Annotated in this window: 15 protein-coding genes and 3 pseudogenes; 13 read left to right on the top strand and 5 right to left on the bottom strand. The window is 59.7% G+C overall.

The features are described 5' to 3' along the window. Window positions 1-65 precede the first annotated feature (65 nt). Window positions 66-413, top strand: coding sequence for a hypothetical protein (locus tag OWC48_RS18450; protein ID WP_282521243.1), 348 nt, complete (start codon window positions 66-68; stop codon window positions 411-413). A gap of 93 nt (window positions 414-506) precedes the next feature. Further along, window positions 507-1,373: an arginase family protein gene (locus OWC48_RS18445; protein ID WP_282521242.1), complete on the top strand. Its 867-nt coding sequence runs from the start codon at window positions 507-509 to the stop codon at window positions 1,371-1,373. Between the two features lie 15 nt (window positions 1,374-1,388). Here OWC48_RS18445 and OWC48_RS18440 read toward each other — a convergent pair. Then, window positions 1,389-2,178: pseudogene (locus OWC48_RS18440) on the bottom strand (SDR family NAD(P)-dependent oxidoreductase). Between the two features lie 122 nt (window positions 2,179-2,300). Between OWC48_RS18440 and OWC48_RS18435 the strand changes: the two are divergent. The 3 genes from OWC48_RS18435 to OWC48_RS18425 all read left to right on the top strand — a co-directional run bounded on the left by OWC48_RS18435 (window position 2,301) and on the right by OWC48_RS18425 (window position 4,908). Beyond that, complete coding sequence (locus tag OWC48_RS18435) at window positions 2,301-3,476, top strand: zinc-dependent alcohol dehydrogenase (protein WP_282521241.1); 1,176 nt, start codon at window positions 2,301-2,303, stop codon at window positions 3,474-3,476. Further along, window positions 3,443-4,594, top strand: a complete 1,152-nt coding sequence (locus OWC48_RS18430; RefSeq protein WP_282521240.1) for a DUF305 domain-containing protein — start codon at window positions 3,443-3,445, stop codon at window positions 4,592-4,594. The genes OWC48_RS18435 and OWC48_RS18430 overlap by 34 nt, the downstream gene beginning before the upstream one ends. Window positions 4,595-4,680: 86 nt before the next feature. Continuing rightward, the gene (locus OWC48_RS18425) at window positions 4,681-4,908 is read left to right on the top strand and encodes a general stress protein (protein WP_282521239.1); all 228 of its coding nucleotides are present in this window, start codon (window positions 4,681-4,683) and stop codon (window positions 4,906-4,908) included. An 89-nt stretch (window positions 4,909-4,997) separates the two neighbouring features. Here OWC48_RS18425 and OWC48_RS18420 read toward each other — a convergent pair whose 3' ends face one another. Next, a complete protein-coding gene (locus OWC48_RS18420; RefSeq protein ID WP_282521238.1) occupies window positions 4,998-6,017 on the bottom strand; it encodes an ATP-dependent DNA ligase in 1,020 nt (339 codons plus the stop codon). A gap of 1,355 nt (window positions 6,018-7,372) precedes the next feature. Between OWC48_RS18420 and OWC48_RS18415 the strand changes: the two genes are divergently transcribed. From OWC48_RS18415 to OWC48_RS18405, 3 genes are read left to right on the top strand one after another with little or no spacing between them, the layout of a single operon-like run. After that, window positions 7,373-8,833 (top strand): HlyD family efflux transporter periplasmic adaptor subunit, encoded by a 1,461-nt coding sequence (locus OWC48_RS18415; protein WP_282521237.1) that lies wholly within the window; start codon window positions 7,373-7,375, stop codon window positions 8,831-8,833. Then, window positions 8,830-10,056, top strand: coding sequence for a hypothetical protein (locus tag OWC48_RS18410; protein WP_282521236.1), 1,227 nt, complete (start codon window positions 8,830-8,832; stop codon window positions 10,054-10,056). The genes OWC48_RS18415 and OWC48_RS18410 overlap by 4 nt, the downstream gene beginning before the upstream one ends. After that, entirely contained in the window at window positions 10,056-12,032 is a 1,977-nt protein-coding gene (locus tag OWC48_RS18405) for a cellulose synthase catalytic subunit (protein ID WP_282521235.1), read from the top strand. The genes OWC48_RS18410 and OWC48_RS18405 overlap by 1 nt, the downstream gene beginning before the upstream one ends. A 300-nt stretch (window positions 12,033-12,332) precedes the next feature. Here OWC48_RS18405 and OWC48_RS18400 read toward each other — a convergent pair whose 3' ends face one another. Continuing rightward, window positions 12,333-12,863: an isochorismatase family cysteine hydrolase gene (locus OWC48_RS18400; RefSeq protein ID WP_306664380.1), complete on the bottom strand. Its 531-nt coding sequence runs from the start codon at window positions 12,861-12,863 to the stop codon at window positions 12,333-12,335. A gap of 452 nt (window positions 12,864-13,315) precedes the next feature. On the opposite strand from OWC48_RS18400, the gene OWC48_RS18395 reads away from it, so the two are divergent. The 4 genes and pseudogenes from OWC48_RS18395 (at window position 13,316) to OWC48_RS18380 (ending at window position 15,323) form a co-directional block, all read left to right on the top strand. Next, window positions 13,316-13,558, top strand: a complete 243-nt coding sequence (locus OWC48_RS18395; protein ID WP_282521233.1) for a hypothetical protein — start codon at window positions 13,316-13,318, stop codon at window positions 13,556-13,558. A gap of 1 nt (window position 13,559) precedes the next feature. Next, window positions 13,560-14,132, top strand: a complete 573-nt coding sequence (locus OWC48_RS18390) for an alpha-ketoglutarate-dependent dioxygenase AlkB (protein WP_308776798.1) — start codon at window positions 13,560-13,562, stop codon at window positions 14,130-14,132. After that, window positions 14,132-15,080: pseudogene (gene ligD / locus OWC48_RS18385) on the top strand (non-homologous end-joining DNA ligase). The gene OWC48_RS18390 and the pseudogene ligD overlap by 1 nt, the downstream one beginning before the upstream one ends. Before the next feature lie 78 nt (window positions 15,081-15,158). Next, window positions 15,159-15,323: a hypothetical protein gene (locus OWC48_RS18380; protein WP_282521232.1), complete on the top strand. Its 165-nt coding sequence runs from the start codon at window positions 15,159-15,161 to the stop codon at window positions 15,321-15,323. Window positions 15,324-16,757: 1,434 nt separating this feature from the next. Here OWC48_RS18380 and OWC48_RS18375 read toward each other — a convergent pair. Continuing rightward, window positions 16,758-17,030 (bottom strand): hypothetical protein, encoded by a 273-nt coding sequence (locus tag OWC48_RS18375; protein ID WP_282521231.1) that lies wholly within the window; start codon window positions 17,028-17,030, stop codon window positions 16,758-16,760. Window positions 17,031-17,159: 129 nt separating this feature from the next. Between OWC48_RS18375 and OWC48_RS18370 the strand changes: the two genes are divergently transcribed. Continuing rightward, window positions 17,160-17,354, top strand: coding sequence for a hypothetical protein (locus OWC48_RS18370; protein WP_282521230.1), 195 nt, complete (start codon window positions 17,160-17,162; stop codon window positions 17,352-17,354). Window positions 17,355-17,458: 104 nt separating this feature from the next. On the opposite strand, the pseudogene OWC48_RS18365 reads toward OWC48_RS18370, so the two are convergent. Then, a pseudogene (locus tag OWC48_RS18365) lies at window positions 17,459-18,153 on the bottom strand (thiamine pyrophosphate-dependent enzyme); the annotation flags it as partial.

The following is an 18,153-nucleotide window of genomic DNA, read 5'->3' as shown; positions in this document are numbered from 1 at the left end:
CCACAGCAACTGCGCAGCTTTGCTTCTGCGTCGGTCACCATGCGCTGTAATCGGAGGCGTTTCTGATGTCGTCCATCGTCCCTCAGCATGGCGAGCAGGACATCGATCTCGTTGAGGACGATCATGGCGCCTCGGCCCCTGTCTGGTGCGAGGCGCCGGTCCTTGGCAGCGACTTCGAAGCCGTTGTGATGGATTTGCTGGAGGGGAAATGCAAATGTCGGCGCCGGGTCGCAGTCTTCAATCTCGCTCAAGGCTGGGTGCGCGATGCGTCGGCTGAAGTGGTTCACGAATTGCGGCGACGCTGCGACCTCCAGCTCCGCGATATACCGGAGGCCCTGCATGCCTTTACCGACCGCTATGAAGGATGCTTCGCGGACATGCAATTGCCGTTGCCAATACCAATAGGCATTTAGGCCTTCCATACATGCCATGACACATCCGGTCACCCCGCCACCTTTCTGGGCCTCCCTGCGGCGGCGCCCGACACATTCTCAAGCGCGGATGTCGTGATCTTTGGTGCGCCGGACGCGACGCCGCATGTGCCAGGCGTTAACAGCCATGCCGCCTGTGCTCCTTCAGCCCTTCGCGAAAGTACCCAGCAAATTGCGCGTGATCCCTTGCGGTGGGATTTCGATCAGAATGGCCCCTTGGTGGCCGAGGGGCTGCGGGCCGTTGATCTTGGCGATCTTCCGACCAATCCGGCGACACCCCAGGAGAACCGGTCGCTTGTCGCATCGACAACAGCCAGCATTCTGAAGGCGGGTGCCGTGCCACTGCTGCTTGGCGGCGATGACTCGGTCCCCATTCCATTCTTCGCGGGATTCGAGCAGTTTGGTCCGCTCACCATCCTGCAGATCGATGCGCATCTCGACTGGCGTGACGAGCGCGCTGGTCTCAAGCACACATTCTCGAGCACGATGCGGCGGGCCAGCGAGATGCCATGGGTGGAGTGCATCATTCAGGTGGGGCAACGCGGGATTGGTGGCTCGCGGGCGGTCGATCTCGCCGATGCCCGTGCTTGGGGCGCGACACTGTTCAGTGCGGCGACAGTGCGACAGAACGGCGTGCAACCCATCCTCGATCACATCCCGCCGGGCAGCCGTTGCATCACAACGCTCGATTGCGATGGCCTTGATCCCAGCGTGATCCCTGCTGTTCTCGTTCCTCAACCGGGCGGGTTAGGCTATCTCGACGTGGTCGAGCTGTTACATGGCGTGACAAGGCGGGCGCGGATCGTTGGTTTTGATCTCGTGGAGCTGGTGCCGGATGCGGACGTACGAGGCTTAGGCGTGCTCGCCGCCTCGCGCATCGTCTGCGTTGCCCTCGGATGCATGGCGCGACAGCGATCCGCTAAGGGGCCAACGGATCAATGACAGCTTGAGGAGCCCTCAGGATTTTGCGGTGCCGGGCTCCGCCTGTTTGCGATGCTGCTTGGCGAGATTCGGCCGGCATCACATTGGCGACCGCCGACTGGATCTTGTTCTTGAGACCGGTCACGACGTCGCCTTCGCCCGACATCATCGCCTCGAAACCCTTGCGGGCGACCATCGCGGCATCGTCCTTGTCCTCGGAGCCGACCTTGGTATCGAGCATATCTGCCCGTGCGAAGAACTCGGTCTCGGTGGCACCCGGCATCAGGCAGGTGACCGTCACCTTCGTGTCGCGCAGTTCCTCGCGTAGCGCAAAAGAGAGGGAGTTCAGGTACGACTTAGAGGCATTGTAGACGGCCTGAAAGCTGCCGGGGATAAAGCCGGCGATCGACCCGGTAATAAGGATCCGTCCCTCATTGCGCCGGCGCATGTCCTGGCCCACGCGATGGAGCAGATAGGTCGTGCCCATGACGTTGGTGTCGATCACCTGCCGGATACGCGCCCACTCCTGATCCAGGAAAGCATGGCCCAGACCGCGGCCTGCATTGGCCATCAGCACGTCGACCTTGCGGCCTTGTGCCACCTCGTAGAGTTTGTCGACGCCTTCAATGGTAGCGAGATCGGCTTTCAGCGCCACAACGGCGATGCTGTTGACTTCCTTGCGCAGCGCCTCTGCCGCCGTCTCGATCTCGGGCTCATCCGCGGCGATGAGAAGGTCATATCCTTTGGAGGCGCAGAGCCGGGCGAGCTCAAAGCCGATGCCGGTCGAGGCGCCCGTTAAGATTGCAAACTGTCCGGCCATAGGCATTCCCTCTCGGTTTTTTGCGTGGCTTTGAGCCTAATGGGGCACAGGCGAGAGCGTTCCTAAGCGGCTAGGAACCAGCCGCAAGATTGAGGCTTGGTCTGGTCGCGCAACCCTTGGAGCGGTCCATGAAAGCCCTCACCTGGCACGGCAAAAGCGACATTCGCTGCGAAACGGTTCCTGATCCGAAGATCCAGGACGGACGAGACGCGATCATCAAGGTGACAGCCTGCGCGATCTGCGGCTCGGATCTGCATCTGTTTGACGGGATCATGCCGACCATGGAAAGGGGCGACGTGCTCGGCCATGAGACCATGGGTGAGGTCGTCGAGGTCGGCAAGGACAACAGCAAGCTCAAGGTTGGCGATCGCGTCGTGGTGCCGTTCACCATCGCCTGTGGCGAGTGTTTCTTCTGCAAGAACGGCTTTTATTCCGGCTGCGAACGCTCCAACCCCAATGCCAAGCAGGCCGAGAAGATGTGGGGTCATTCGCCCGCCGGCCTCTTTGGGTATTCGCACATGTTGGGCGGCTTTGCCGGTGGCCAGGCCGAATATATGCGCGTCCCATATGCTGACGTCGGGCCGTATAAGATCCCCGAGGGGCTGACCGACGAGCAGGTGCTGTTTCTCTCCGATATTTTCCCGACCGGCTATATGGCGGCAGAATTCTGCAACCTCAAAGGCGGCGAGACGGTCGCCGTCTGGGGCTGCGGGCCGGTCGGCCAGTTTGCGATCAAGAGCGCGTTTCTGCTAGGCGCCGAACGCGTGATCGCGATTGATACAGTGCCCGAACGGCTAACGCTCGCCATGCAGTCGGGCGCGCTCACGCTGGATTTCATGAAAGAAGATGTCTACGAGCGCATCCAGCAGCTGACGCAAGGCCGCGGAGCTGATGCCTGCATCGATGCGGTTGGCACCGAGCCGGAGACCATGGCGAGCAAGGAGTCCGTGATGGATCGCATCAAGGTAGCGACTTTCATGGGAACCGATCGGCCGCATGTGCTGCGGCAGGCGATCCAATGCTGCCGCAACTTCGGCACCGTCTCGATCGTCGGTGTATATGGCGGCATGCTCGACAACATTCCGATGGGCAGCGCCATCAATCGCGGGCTGACCTTCCGCATGGCCCAGACCCCCGTCCAGCACTATCTGCCCAAGCTGATGCAACGCATCGAAAAGGGCGAGATCGATCCAAGTTTTGTCGTCACCCATCGCGCGACGCTCGAGGAAGGCCCGGATCTCTATAAGACGTTCCGCGCTAAGCAGGATGGATGCATCAAGGTCGTGATGAAGCCGTTCGGCTGATGGGAGAGGGCGACGCTAAAGAGGCAAAGTCAAATTGGCTGGCGGCCGCGCAGCTCGGCCTCGTCAGCAGCACATTTTCGACGCTCATCAGCCAGCTTGCGGCAGCGCAGTTGGGCCGGGACGCGGCGGTCGACTGGATGACGGTCGCTGCTATTCCCGGCCGCGACGTCATGTTGAGCGCTGCGCCCTCATATCAGGCCATCGCCCTTGGCATCGCCTTTCATCAATGGGCGGATTTCTCCTGGGCGCTGGTATTTTTTGGCCTGTTCGGGCGCTGGACGAGCCGTCTCGCGCCCGGCACTCTCTTTTGGCTGGCCATTCCTTGGGCTGTCTTTACCTCGGCGACCGAGTGGTTCGTGCTTGTGCCGCTGTTCCCGTTCTTTCAGCCGATCTTTACCTTGCAACAACCCTATTGGATCGGCTTTCTCGTCCACCTTTCGTCCGCCTCGATCTACCCCCTGTTCGCTTGGCTGCGCTGGCCGCTGGGGCGTGCGCCGCCGACGCCTGCCGTACGCTTTGCCAAACGCTGGGCGGCCGGAGCACTCCTCGTGCTTGCAACGTTAGGCCTGGTTGCCATGGTCGAAAGGTTGGGTTGGCCACCGCCGATCCTGAGCCGGGATGTGGCCAGCGATCAGCGCTACATGCGCCATATGGTAACGCATCATGAGCAAGGTATTGAGCTTGCAAGGGTTGGCCAACAGCGCGCGCAAGATCCGCGTTTGCGTGCGCTCGCGGCCCTGATGGCGGCCAGTCAGGTAGGCGAAAACCGTATCTTCGAGCATTGGTGGCGCGGATGGTTTAGCGAGCCGATGGCGGTCTGCACCGGCGAGGAGCGGGCGGCTATGCCCGGCTATCTGACGCCGGCACAAATGGCGGATGTGCGCAACGCGGTCGATGGGGAGTTCGATGCTGTCTTCATTCGCCTGATGAGCCTGCATCATGCAGGGGCCGTCCAGATGGCGGATAGCCAATGGCATTCTTCCGGCGATCCGCGCCTGCGCTTGATGGCGCATGCCATACGACATGAACAACAAGGCGAGATCGCTTTGATGAAAAATGTGAGTGGCATCGAAGCCGTGCGGCAAGCGACCCGCAGTATGCTGGCGAATAATCTCTGACCAACCTTCGTCGTTTGTCTAAGGAACGAGCCGGGGATCTCGCCACTAGCCTTCCATGGGCCGGGCAACCAAGAAGGAGAAGACAGATGGCAGATGAACAACGCGGTGGCTCAGGAAACTTCGCCAACGATCCGCAGCGCGCATCGGAAGCCGGCAAGAAGGGTGGCGAGCAGAGCCACGGCCAGCAGGGTCAACAGACACAAGGCGGAAGCAAGCCCGGCCAGCAGGGCGGCAGTTCGTCGGACAATCCCGGCAACTTCGCCAATGATCGCGAAAAGGCCAGCGAAGCCGGACGCAAGGGCGGCCAGTCCTGAGACTCTACTGACCCTGCAGGCCAGGACCTCGACGAGATGTCCTGGCCTGCATTCTTTTGGAAACGTCCGTGGGCCTTCCACAACCCCCGCTATGCCCTGGCTTTCAACGGTCGCGTGGCTGCCTTCTGACGAAGCTGATCCATGCGGCATTGTGAGGGCTTCTTGTCGGGTCGCCAGCGGATGATCTTCGTGCCGTGCCGAAACCGATCGCCGGTTACGTGATCGTACGACACTTCAATAACGTAAGTCGGGCGCACGGCCTTCCACTCGGCTGATCGCTTCGTCGACCAGCGACTTGGGCCGCCGGGTGTATTGCCGCTGAAGCTCTGCGATTTGATAATCTTCTCCAGACGGTCCGTGAAAGCCAGCCGATCGGATGACCGGATGCCGGAGCTAAACCCGACATGGTGCAGAAGGCCTTCCTCGTCGTAGAGACCGAGCAGCAACGAGCCGACCACCTTGCGATTGCCCTGCTTCTTCTCTGCATAACGAAACCCACCGACAACGCAATCGGCCGATCGCAGCAGCTTGATCTTCTGCATGCCATCCCGGGTACCGCCTCGATAGGGCAGGTCGAGGCGCTTGGCGACCACGCCGTCATGATCCTCATTTACGCTGTTGAGCCAAGCGTCGGCATCCGCATAGTTGCGGCTCGCCGGTGATAGACGAAAGAGGCCGTCGGTACGGAAAGCTTTTCGCGAAAACGCTTCGAGGGCGGCGCGTCGCTTCATGAGCGGTAGAACCGAAAAATCTATCGTGCCCGATCGCAGCAGGTCGAAAACCATGAAGTTTGCGGGCCTTTCTTCGGCAAGACGCTTGACCCGGCTGGCCGCCGGATGAATGCGCTGAAGCAGCGCGTCGAATGAATATCCCTCCGCGAGCTGGACAATCAACTCACCGTCCAGGGTGAGCACTTTCGGCGATAAGGCGGCAGCGGCCGCGGCAACCTCCGGGAAGTAGCGAACGAGATCGCGGCCGCTTTTGGATTGCATGCTTATCTGGTTGCCGTCGCGGATCAAAAGACACCGGAAGCCGTCCCACTTCGGCTCATACTGCCACTGGGCTCCGCGCGGCAATTGGTCGACAGATTCGGCTTCCATCGGATTCATGCGCGGCTCAACCTCTCGAAGCGCGTTGCACGACCCGCCGTCAAGTCCTTTGATCTCCACGGCATCAAGCGAAGCTGCTCAGAAATGTTCCTCCGCCACGGTTATGTGGCGACCGCAAGGCTGATGCGACCAAATGCCGGTTGAGGGCAAGGGGCGGCCCGCATGGTTTACGCGAACCCAGCCGATTGTCCCAAGCTCGCGAGCTCAAGTATCCGCAAGACATCAAGTCCAGTGGACCCCGTACCGGCCGTAGACATTTCAAGGCCGCGAGGAGTGGTTGGTAAGTCAGTCTGAGTTGGGGGAAGGTTATTCAAATCTTTTTCGAGCTCGTTGCGAGCAAGCGCAAAAAATATACTCAGGCGGTCCACCGCTAACCGGATCTTCGTCCGCCTTCCCCTGTCGTTGACCGGGAAAGGAATGCCCTGATTGCATCGTAAACCTCCAGCAGAGGTGGCGTTAGGGAAAAGAAGGCGCCGAGCGCAATCGCGATGAGAGCGTGGCGTAGCGAGAAGCGGTCGTCGTCTTGGTCTGGAGAGTGGATACTTCGATTGATCAATGCAGGCCAGAGGCCGCTCGGCCCGCTCTCACCGTTCGACCTCCGAGGCTTCCGCGGCGGAAGCATGATCACGACGAAGAGGGCATTTATCAGCAGCCAAATGCCCAAGATGATGAATAAGGTCCGCATGAGAATTTTCAAAAAAGAGAGCTGACTAGCATCCGGTAGCCGTCAGCCTTGATCCCGTGAATCCAATCCGGTCCATCGGAGATCTGCCTGCCGACGGTCGCAGACAGAGTTTATATACGATACGCATCCGCCGTCGACGTACAATTAAGGACACGGGAACTTTCGGCAACGCGCGCACCTTTGAAGTCAACACCAGGCCTAAAAGGCCGCGCGAAATTGCGTTGCGACGCCCGGCTGGCGGCTCCCCAAGCTTTCAGCCCCGTATTCTTACGGGTACAGCAAACAACAACGCTGCCCGCTTGAGATGACCGCAAGGAGCGTTTCCCATGCAGGCGTGCGCTTCATCAACGATGACAAGGGATGCGCAGGCCCGGGCAAATTCGTCGGGGCGACTGTCGGCCTTGATATAGTCGAAGCTGACGACAGTGTGCGGATCTGTTCGCTCGCGGCAACTGACCGCACCGCGCGGAAATCGGGAACCAATCGGCTAGCTACCGTTCACGTCCGTTGTGCGTCTAACGCTCTTCCTGCAGGGCGTTCACCCGCCTTCATTTTCGGCAGCAACTAAACGGGCTCTGCATTGTTGCAGTCTTTAGCGAGCGTCGGGAAAATCCAGCAATTGATCGCTAGTTAAGCGCTTTTTAGGGCACGTCCAACCGAGAGAATGCTGATGATTGATAGATCCAAAACCGGCAGCCCTGTCCGGGGGCATCCCGCATTATTGAGAATATTCACCATAGGCGTGGCGGGCATTCTGTCTGTACTGATGCTGACAGCGGTAGCGCCGCCGATCGTCGCAGATCAATCCGACCGCGCGGTGGTTAACGCCCCTGTCACTCTTCTGACCGCGCCAATCAGCGGCGAAATTGGTTTGTTGACAGTACTTCCCGGGCGGGACGTCCGCGATGGCGACACGCTGGCGCAGATTAGGAATCCAAGACTTGATCGGGGGACGCTCATCTCGCTGCAGGAGAAGGCGTCTGATGCGCGTCAAAAGCTCGACGCTACGCGCGCAAAGCACGAGTCCGATCTCAACTATGTTTCGTCCCTCGACGACGAACTCGCTAACCAGACCAGCCAACTTAAGGGTCAGTTCCAGTCGCAGATCGAGGAGCTTCGCGCCCGCGTTGCTCAATCCAACGCTACGAGCGGTGAAAAGAAGGCCTTGGTGGACCGGCAGAGCAATATGGTGACACGCAATGCCGCAAGTATCGAGATGCTTAGGCCGACGACCCAGCAATATGCTGCTGCCATGCATGGTGCGGAAGCAGAGGTCGCCAAGCTGAATCAAAAGATCTCACAGCTCAATGCCCTGAGCAGGGGGATCTATGTTGGAGACGAACTGGTTGCTCTCAATAATCTGGCTCAGAAGCGCAGGGACATCGATCTGGACGCCAGGCGGATGAAAATCGAAGAAAGGCAGCAATCTGCGGTACTCGCCGACCTGGAGTACTTGATCGACGCCGAACAAGGAAGGCTAGCAACTTTGGCGGATGCCAATGTCCTTTCGCACGGCCAGGGGAAGGTGTTGACCGTCGGGGCCGCGATGGGACGGCATGTGAACGCCGGCGATACCATCAGTTCCATCATCGACTGCGACAAGCGCTTTGTTGTTGCCATCTTCTCCTACCGGCAGGGTCAGAGCATGATGCCCGGCACCCGCGTTCGCATCGACGGAAGTTCGTTGCAGTCCGGCGTCGTCAGCGCGGTGCTACCGAAGACCAGCGACAAGGTCGACGAGCGCTTTGCGGTTCCGTTTCCGCAAACCGAACGGCGTGAGCTCTACGCCATCATCACGCCGGATGGTGCCGGCGGAGACCGCACATCAGCGCAGCAAACGGGGACTGCAGACCAATCCTCTTGTCCGGTCGGCCAATGGGTGACGGTGACGCGCGAGAATGGTGTGGTCCCCTCAATGTCGGTCACCTGGCACCGGTTAGGCCATTCTGTCGCTTCGTGGATTCGGGACGACGCAGACAACACCGACACCGCGAAAAATGTGTCTTTGGATGCGGATACCCGCCGAGCCGGAGTCGCTCGTCTGCATGATGCTTTCCGCGCCTCGAAGCCGCAGGAACCAATGGCCGACGATGACGGAGCGCCCGGAATTCGCAACCTCGTATCACGATGAAGCCTCTCATCCTTATGGCACTGTGCGCGGCAGTCGTGGGCTCGCCGGCGGCCGCAGGCCAAACGGCGCAAACCGCAAGCACTTTCTGCGCCGGGTTGGACAAGGCGGTCGCGCCGCACACACGCGCAGCCGACGCGGCTTTCATCCGGAGTTATGAACCCGGCACGGATGAAGCGAACCTTCCGGCTGGTCTCGCCACAACAGCGTTCGTCTACGATAATGCGCTCGCCGCCATTGCGCTGATTGCTTGCGGCAATGTGTCGGATGCAAGATCCATCGGCAATGCGCTGAGCCGCGCCGCACGCAAGGACCGAAGCTTTGATGACGGCCGCGTGCGCAATGCCTATCGTGCCGGTGCGGTGAAGCAGGATGCTCCCAATCTACCCGGCTGGTGGGATGGACATGCCAAGATCTGGGCGGAGGATGCGGCACAGGACGGCACTTCGACGGGAAACGTTGCCTGGGCCGCATTGGCACTGCTGACGCTCCATCAGGCGACCGACGATCCTCAGTATCTCGTCGACGCGAGACGTCTGATCGATTGGGTCATCGAGGCGACCGCTTCCTCGGATGGCTTTTACGGCGGCTTTCACGGCTACGACCCGAAGCAGGTCAGGCTCACCTGGATGTCGACCGAGCACAATGCCGATGTTCACGCGGCCGCGCGCTGGCTGTTTCGTTTGACTGGCGAACGAAAATACGACGGCGCGGCGGGGCAGGCCAGGCGACTGCTCGATCGTGCCTTTCGCGGAGACCATTTCCTGCTTGGGACGAAGCTTGACGGCAATCTTGCGGACGAAGGTCTGCTCGCGCTCGACGCTCAGCTTTGGCCCTGGATGGCCATTCCTGAATCGCCCGAGGTCTGGAAGAGCGCGCTCGGCTTCGCGAAAGCTCAACTGGCAGTCGCTGGCGGCTTCGATTTCAACGGCGATCGCGACGGCCTCTGGGTTGAGGGCACGGCGCAGGCGGCACTGGCCTACCGGATCAGCGGCAACGCACAGGAGAGCGATCGGCTACTGGCAAACCTAAATGAGGACCGGACACCAACCGGCCTGCTCAATGCCTCACGCCCGGCGCGACTGACAACGGGTTTATCGATCGACCCCACCGGTAGCGGCGATCCCGACTTCTTCTACTACCGCCGCCCGCATCTCGGCGCGACCGCGTGGGCCGTACTGGCCGAAACAGGTTGGAACCCGTTCACCGGGAAAAGGATACGTTGATGGCACCAACCGCCGCCGATAATTCATCCATCTTGACCATCGACATCGGAATTCTGCTTGGACTTTTGGTTATGGCGCGACTGCTGGATCCGTTGCGTGCCAGAGACCGCTTTCTGTTCGGGGCGACGACCGCAGCCCTTCTCGTCCTTTATGCGCTGTGGCGGTGGAACGATACGCTGCCGCCGTTTGAGCCGTCAGCGCAAAGCCTTTGGCCGCGGCTCTTCATTGCGTTCGAATTGCTCGCAATCCTGTACACGCTGATCTCGATCGTCATCCTGTTCCGCAGTACCGACCGCACCGCGGAGGCCGACGCGGCACAACAGCTTTTGTCCGGGGAGGATGGTCATCCCGCCGTCGACATCTTCATCTGCACCTATGACGAACCTCTCGAAGTCCTCGAGCGGTCGATTCTGAGCGCACTGGCGCTCGACTATACCAATGCGACAGTCTGGGTGCTTGATGACACGCGGCGCGACTGGCTGCGGGAATATTGCGAGCGGGTCGGCGCGCGTCATCTGACGCGGCCCGACAATAAGGGCGCCAAGGCCGGCAACCTCAATAATGGGTTGGCCATAACCGCCCGCGCGACCAACGCACCCGTCATTCTGGTGCTCGATGCGGATTTCGCGCCACGGCGGGACTTTCTAAAACGTACCGTTGGCCTATTGCTGTCCGATCCGGAGGTCGCGATCGTGCAGACCCCGCAATTTTACTACAACGCCGATCCGATCCAACACAATCTGCTGGCCGCGAAGAGCTGGATCGACGATCAACGCTTCTTCTTCGACATCTTTCAACCGGCCAAGGATGCGTGGGGCTGCGCGTTCTGCGTCGGCACCTCCTTTGTCGTTCGCCGCGACCGGCTTGACGAGATCGGCGGCTTTCCCGACCAGGCAATATCGGAGGATATCAACCTCACCTACACCATGCTGGCGCACGGCTATCGCACGTCCTGGTTGAACGAGCCGCTCAGTTTCGGACTTTCAGCCGAAGGAATTCCGGAATACGTTACCCAGCGCGCTCGCTGGTGCCTCGGCACCATACAGGTTGCCCTGCTGCGTGGCGGTCCGCTGCTCGGCGGCGGCTTCAGCTTCACCCAGCGCTGGCATTATCTGCACGGTGTGCTGAACTGGTTCTCTAAACCCTTCATGGTGCTGCTGTTGATCGCGCCGACGATTTATTGGTTCGGCGGGCTGCCGGCATTCGAAGCCGATTATCATTCCTTCCTGCGCTATGGCGTGCCGGCGCTGCTCGGGCAGATTATCTATATGGGCTGGATATCGCGCGCGCGGACGCTGCCTTTGTTCATGGAGGCCACCCATGCCGTCACCTGCTTTGCGGTGACAGCAACGCTGCTGAGCGCCATCGTTAAGCCGTTCGGCCGTCCCTTCAAAATCACGGACAAGGGCGGTGACCGATCAGCGCCGCGCATCCACTGGAAGCTCGCCGCCATCTTTGGGTTGATCACAGCAAGTTCCGCCGCAAGCATCATTTGGGCGTTCATTTCCCCCTACGCGGCCAGCGAGATTTCCGCGCTCGATTTCTTCAACCTCCTGTGGGCGGCCATCGCGATGCTGATCGCCTTCATCGCGTTTGTGGTCTGCTTTGAATTGCCTCGCCCCGGCCACATGTTCGAAACGGACGAGCCTGTATGGCTCTCAGGCGAAGGAAAACTCATGTCGTGCCGCCTGCTTGCAATATCGCCGACCTCCGTGCGGTTCGCGGGCGCGGGAGGCGAGGCGCTCGAGCTTGCCGGTTGGCGCTACAAAATTCACCTGGAAGGGGTGGGATGGACCGATATTTCGATGGTCTCGCGATCCTGCAACACGATACTGGCACGCCTTGAGCTCAGCGCCGAACAGTATCAGCGTCTGGTGGTACAGCTCTTCAGCGCGTCCCACGGTAACATCGCTGGCGTCGCCAGTTTTCGCGGCGCGCTGGCCGGCTTGCTACGCCGCGGATTTATCGGCGCGTAGCGCAAGGCACGGTGACAATCAGCGTCCACCACAGAAAACATGAAGGTCAGGCGCATTCCGAGAGCCGCATCCTCGAACTCGACGATGGCTCGCACTGGCAGACTCGACATGGGCTTCGCCGGGACCATGTATTGGCAAATTGGCTCAGATGGAAGTGCGGACCGGCCCTTAGCGGGCCTTGAGACCGCCACGCCAAGTCGCTTAGCGGCCTCGGCCGGAATTCCTCAAACCAGCGTTGCGAAACCGGCTCTCCGTCTCCTCGCTTTTTGGGCAGGAGAATCTGCATGAGGTAAGATTTACTCATGATACAAGCCTTGACCTGGCGCTGCCGGCCCAGCTGCCGAGAAGCGTTTCGGTCGTGACGCACTCCACCTGCTGCCCGAAGCGGTTCAAGTAGATATTCATCATGGAGTCGTGCGTTTCGTCAGCCGAGCTGCACAGGGCGTCGGTGACAAGAATGACGCGGTAACCCCAGTCGACGGCGCCGAGCACGGTCGCCAGCACGCAGACATCGGTCTCGCCGCCGGTGATGATGATCGTATCGACATGAGCCGCGCGAAGCTGCTCGTGGAAATCGCTCCCTGTCCAGGGCGAGTAAACGTGCCTGTCGAAGATGCGTGCGGGCGGAACGAACTGCGCGAGATCCTGGACCAGACCGATCATCTCCGGGCCAAGCTCGTCGATGGTCATCGATCCCCAGCGCTCATAATAGCGCCGCCACATGGCCGGCACCCTGGCCGGGCTTCTGGGCCGGAACGAACCGGGGGTGCGCTCGGGATGGGCAGCGGTGACCGAAACGACATTGGGCAGGACGCGCGGCAGCCACGGCATTTTCCACTCCGTGCTTTCCGCGAACATCCTCTGCATGTCGACGCAGATATGAATCGCATTTTCTCCGGGTGCCCCGTAGCGGAGCTCATCGTTCTTTGACATCGGCGGCGTCCTCGAAAGTGAGCTCAAACGGAGCGGCCCGGTCTTGGTTCCTACCTAGAAGGTTGCGGCCAGCAACCAGGCTAGCCACGCGGCAATGAGCAGGGAAGGCAGTCAAGGGTACGGCGATGCACCCGCGCTCGCGCGGGCTTGCCCTTGACGGCTAAAGCGGCGGCATCCCCGTGGACGCGCGGGGGATCGTGACCGTTTGGCCGGACGAAGACCCGGGCGCCGGACTGCTAAGGAACGCGCTAGAGCCCGGTCGGCTGCGCAGCAGGAGGACGCGCCCGAAACGGAACCGTGCGCCTTTGCGGAAAGTTGGGATACCACCAGACCAAAAGCGGGCAGATCACATGAAGCGAATTACGAAATGGCGGGCGGCAGCGAAGCGTGAGCTGATCGCGCCTCGAGGCGACAAGCGATATGTTCGCCGTGATGCGCAAGGCAGTATCAAGGAAAGCGATGATGTGAGCCGGTCGCTTTCTCAGGATCGCCGCATAACAGCGAAGAAAAAAGTGAAAGCGGGACAGGGTGACCGGGGCGACCCCAAGCCCGTCAACTCCAAGGCGTGGAAAAAATCGAGTGCCCGTAAGTAACGTGACACTCGATCTCTTCGGAGCCGGTCTCCTTCCAGAAGGTATGAAGTATCAGCCGGAGTTTCTCTCTGCTGATGAAGAGCGTGCGCTTCTGACTGATATCGAGACGCTTCCATTCAGGGAATTTGAATTCCGCGGCTTCACCGGGAAGCGCCGTACCGTTTCTTTTGGCTGGCGCTACGATTTCAATGGCGGTGGTCTCACCAGAACTGAGGACATGCCTGAATTTCTGACCCCGGTTCGGGCCCGTGCCGAGGCATTCGCCGGCATTGCGCCCGGCTGCTTCCAGCAGGTTCTCGTGACCGAGTACGCGCCCGGCACCGGGATCGGCTGGCATAAGGATCGCTCCGTTTTTGGCGATGTTGCCAGCATTTCGCTGCTGTCTTCCTGTATCTTCAGGCTTCGCAGGCGAACGGTTAAGTCGTTCGAGAGGAACACCCTCGTTGCCGAGCCGCGCTCCGTCTACCTTCTCCGCGGTCCGTCGCGCACCGAATGGCAGCACAGCATTCCCGGCATCGAAAGCCTGCGCTACTCGGTCACGTTTCGTAACGTGCTCGAAGAAGGTGAATACTAGTGGCGCGCGTATCTACATTGCCGAAGCGCCTCCAGCCCATGCTCGCGACGCTGACCGACGCGCCGTTCGACGATAAGTGCTGGATATTCGAGGATAAGTATGACGGATTCCGCATGGTCGCTAGAATCGACGGTGGCAAGGTCACTCTCTACAGCCGCAACGGCAAGATCATCAGCCACAGCTATATCGAAGTCGCCCAGGCGCTCGGAAGGTATCAAAGGCGATGCCATCATAGATGGAGAACTCGTAGCGATCGGCAAGGACAGCGTGTCGCATTTCCAGCTGCTTCAGAACGCGCTTCGCCATGAAGCAAAACTGCAATACGTCGCCTTCGACCTGATGTTTCAGGATGGCGAAGACCTTCGTGGCCTACCCCTCACGGAGCGTAAAAAACGCCTTAAGGCTATCCTGCCGAAACACAAGCTCATCGGGTTCAGCCGCGACCGAAAGACCTTCGGCGTGAAATTTTCTGAGGAGGCCGAGCGCAAAGGTCTTGAAGGCATCATGGCAAAACGCGCCGACAGCAAGTACCTGTCAGGCGCGCGAACCGACGACTGGCTGAAGATCAAAACCTCGAAACGCCAGGAAGTGGTGATCGCAGGTTTTACGGCACCGCGGAGGACGAGACCGTTTTTCGGAGCGCTAACACTTGCGCTGCGAGAAGGGAATGGCTGGCGTTCTATCGGCCATGTCGGGGCCGGCTTCAGCCGCGAAACGCTCGGAGAGCTCCACGAAAAGCTCATCAAGCTCAAAGCCGCCAAATCTTTTTTCGGCAAAAAGGTGAAGGACGAAGCGGTCACCACCTGGGTGAAGCCGCAACTCGTCGCCGAGGTGAAATTCACTGAGTGGACGAGCTCCGGCGAGATGCGGCACCCCGTTTATCTCGCCCTGAGAAAAGACAAGCAGGCAAAAAACGTCGTCATGGAACGCGAAAAGCCACGCGGATGACGCGGCATGTCAGCCCGGCTGACCGCCGAGCACCCTGGTCTCGTTAAGCCCAATGAATAGGAACGAGCACCTTCGCGCATGATTGTCATCATCCACGAAGTGAAAGAACGTTCACATGGCAGACGAGCAGAATCCCAACAAGCAGCAGACCCCTGGACAGCGGCGCGCGAAGTTGCCGCGCTGCATATTTCTGACGCCGTGCTCGCTGCTTGCTCGGCCAATCAGATGAGAAGATTTTCCTGATCGGCCACAGTCATGGCGGAAGTGCAATTGCTTACTTCCTCAAGAACCATCGAGAAGCCGCCATCGTGGAGGGATGCGCATTCCTATCGACCCCTTCGTTGCAATTCGTCCAACAGCAAATGCGATGGCTCTTACCTCTTAACGCTTTTTGTTGCGTTAAATTTCGCTACGCTTTGCCAGGTGACGTTCGCCTACTTCGAATATCCACGCTTAGGCCTTACGGTCGGCGTTGCGATAATCGTTACGGAGTTTCTGGCGGGTAGAAGACTCAGCAAATCCGATTGGCGAAGCGCGATGGTCGAAGAGACCATAAACCAGCAAACGGCCGACATGCCCAGCGGGAACTATCTATTCCTGCGCTGCTCAGGCGATGAGGCGGCGGCTGCATTGTCCGCGGTCCAGTTTATCGCGTGGCTCGGCGTAAAGGTATCTAAGCTCTTAGGCTGTCCGACCCCTCTCAAGCAAGAGTGGTATTCTCGTGGGACTGTTCACTTGCTTAGCCTCAATTCTTCTCTCTTTATTGATTCAGACGGCGTTGATCTTTCTTTCCAATAGTTGGTATCTGTGTCTTTCTTGCAGGCGTCTTTGACGTGCACAACGTCTCTGATTTCCTTTTCTGGTTTGGGTTTCGTTTTGTAATGTTCGTGCTTCCGTGTGTTGTTTTTCTATTTTTAGGGGCGTCGGTCGGTGTTTACGTCACACAAGCCATCGCTTCCTGGTCCTTTGGTTGGACCGGGCTATCGACGGGGTTTCTAGTCGAGTTGGCTGTTGAACCCCTTCCGTTCGGCGGGCATTCGCTAACGCATATCGACTGGACCGAAGGCAGCGGGCTTGGGGGAATTGTTCATAGCTGGACGTACGCCCATCCAGTAGCGGTAGAGCGAGTTCGAAACTGGGTAGAAGCGTCCCTTAAAGCTTCGCCGGAGCCGGCGCGGTAGGATAAGTTGTCGCGCCGGCGCTGCGTGCAGTTAGCCAATTGCGCCAGACCCTTACAATTTAGGTGTTCGCTGACAGGTGCCGGCGCGACTCCGTACAAATCCTTTGCTGCGGCGAGACAACTCGAGATGTCGCCGGATACACAGTCCGGACCGTGCGCCGTCGATCGTTGCGTGACAATATTCCATCGGCGGCGATCGCCGATGTGGAAGTGGCGGCGACGGCGATTCCTGGAAGGATGGCCTTGAGGCTTCACGGATGGATGGCGCGAGGCGCGCGCGTGACGATGTGTTGCCCCAAAACCCGCATAATGAGAACCCGTGGGTCAACTCGGAGCAGAGTGGCGGCTTTGAAGCGGGAAGGGTCCGTTATCGCACTCAATTTGGTCGACGCAGAAAACGAACCTAGCAACGGGCAAGCGCTTATGACGGCGTGACGTGAGATCGCCACGCCGCCTTAGCGGCGCGGTCGAGAAGTGGACCAGATAGGAGCCTTAGCTTAATTCATGTTACCGGGCGCCACTTTCGTGCCGCCCTGGTCGCTGCCGGGACCGGAGCCTCCTTGGCCGGACGCGTCGGGTTTCACCATTCCGCCTTTGGCCATGCCGTCCTTGCTCATGCCGGTGGTGCCCTTGGTCATCGAACCCTTCTCCGTGTTGTGCACGCCGGGTTTTTGCATGTTGCCGGATTTCGGAGCGGGACCGGAAGTCTGAGCGAAGGCGTAGCCGCACATTAGACCGAGGGCGGCGGTAGCGATAATGATCTTCTTCATCGAAAACTCCTGTTGGCTTCCTAGGCGCCAACGAGAGCGCGGAAATCATGTTCCTATTGCTGAGTTCTTATTTTGTTCTCGTGGGCGATGCCCGCGCCTGGCCTCAGCTTCCACTCCGAATTAGAGCGCATGCGTATGCAAATCGGCCGCCAGCACGCCGGCATCTCGACTGCCTCGGCTGAAACCCTTCTTCAGCGGATGCAGGTTAAGGTCGAGGGCTTGTGTACTGAGCGGGATCGGCTTGTGCAGGAGGAATGCCCGGAAGGCCGGTCCTACATCTCCGGGATGCCCATCAAGGGCACGCCAGCGCACCGCGGGATGTGATGGATAACCTCCGGCGATTTGCGGCGGGTAGGTGATCGTGGAAGAAGAGGAGTGCTATCTATTGGTTCACGTCGACGCCGTCCTGGATGTCACTAAATCGCTCTTCACTCCTTTCCGGGTAGTATGGATTCCAGGACCTGCCTTGCCGCTCCCTTAATCACCCGGTCTCGTTGGGGGCGCCTTTCACTAAGGCCAGTGAGAAATTCTTCGCCTGCTGCAAGGTGATGTGCGGCGGCAGCGGCGGCACCTCAGGATCAGTCTTCACGTCCAGTACCACGGGCATCTCGCTCGCCAGCGCCTGCTCCCAGGCCGAGCCGAGCAATTGCGGGCTATCGACATAGATGCCGGTCAGGCGGATCATCTCGGCAAAGCGCGAATAGGGTACGTCGGGAATACGCTGCGAGGCCTCGAAGTTTGGGTCGCCATTGATGATCCGCTGTTCCCAAGTAACCTGGTTGAGGTCTTCGTTATTAAAAACACAGACGACGAAGCGCGGATCGCGCCAGGATCGCCAGTATTTCGCGACGGTGATCAGCTCGGCCATGTTGTTCATTTGCATGGCGCCGTCGCCGACCAGCGCGATCACAGGCCGGTCCGGATGGGCATATTTCGCCGCGAGTGCGTAAGGGACCGCGGCGCCCATCGAAGCGAGGCCCCCGGAGAGCGAAGCCGTCATGCCCCGCCGGATCTTGAGGTCTCGCGCAAACCAGTTAGCACAGGAGCCGGAATCGCTGGTGATGATGGCGCGTTCCGGCAGACGCGGCGACAGTTCCCAGGCGACGAGCTGGGGATTGATCGG

Origin of the sequence: Bradyrhizobium sp. Arg816 (assembly GCF_029989365.1) — a bacterium.
Taxonomy (GTDB): domain Bacteria; phylum Pseudomonadota; class Alphaproteobacteria; order Rhizobiales; family Xanthobacteraceae; genus Bradyrhizobium.
The sequence above is the reverse complement of the archived record's forward strand: the minus strand, read 5'-3'. Positions and strand labels throughout refer to the sequence as shown.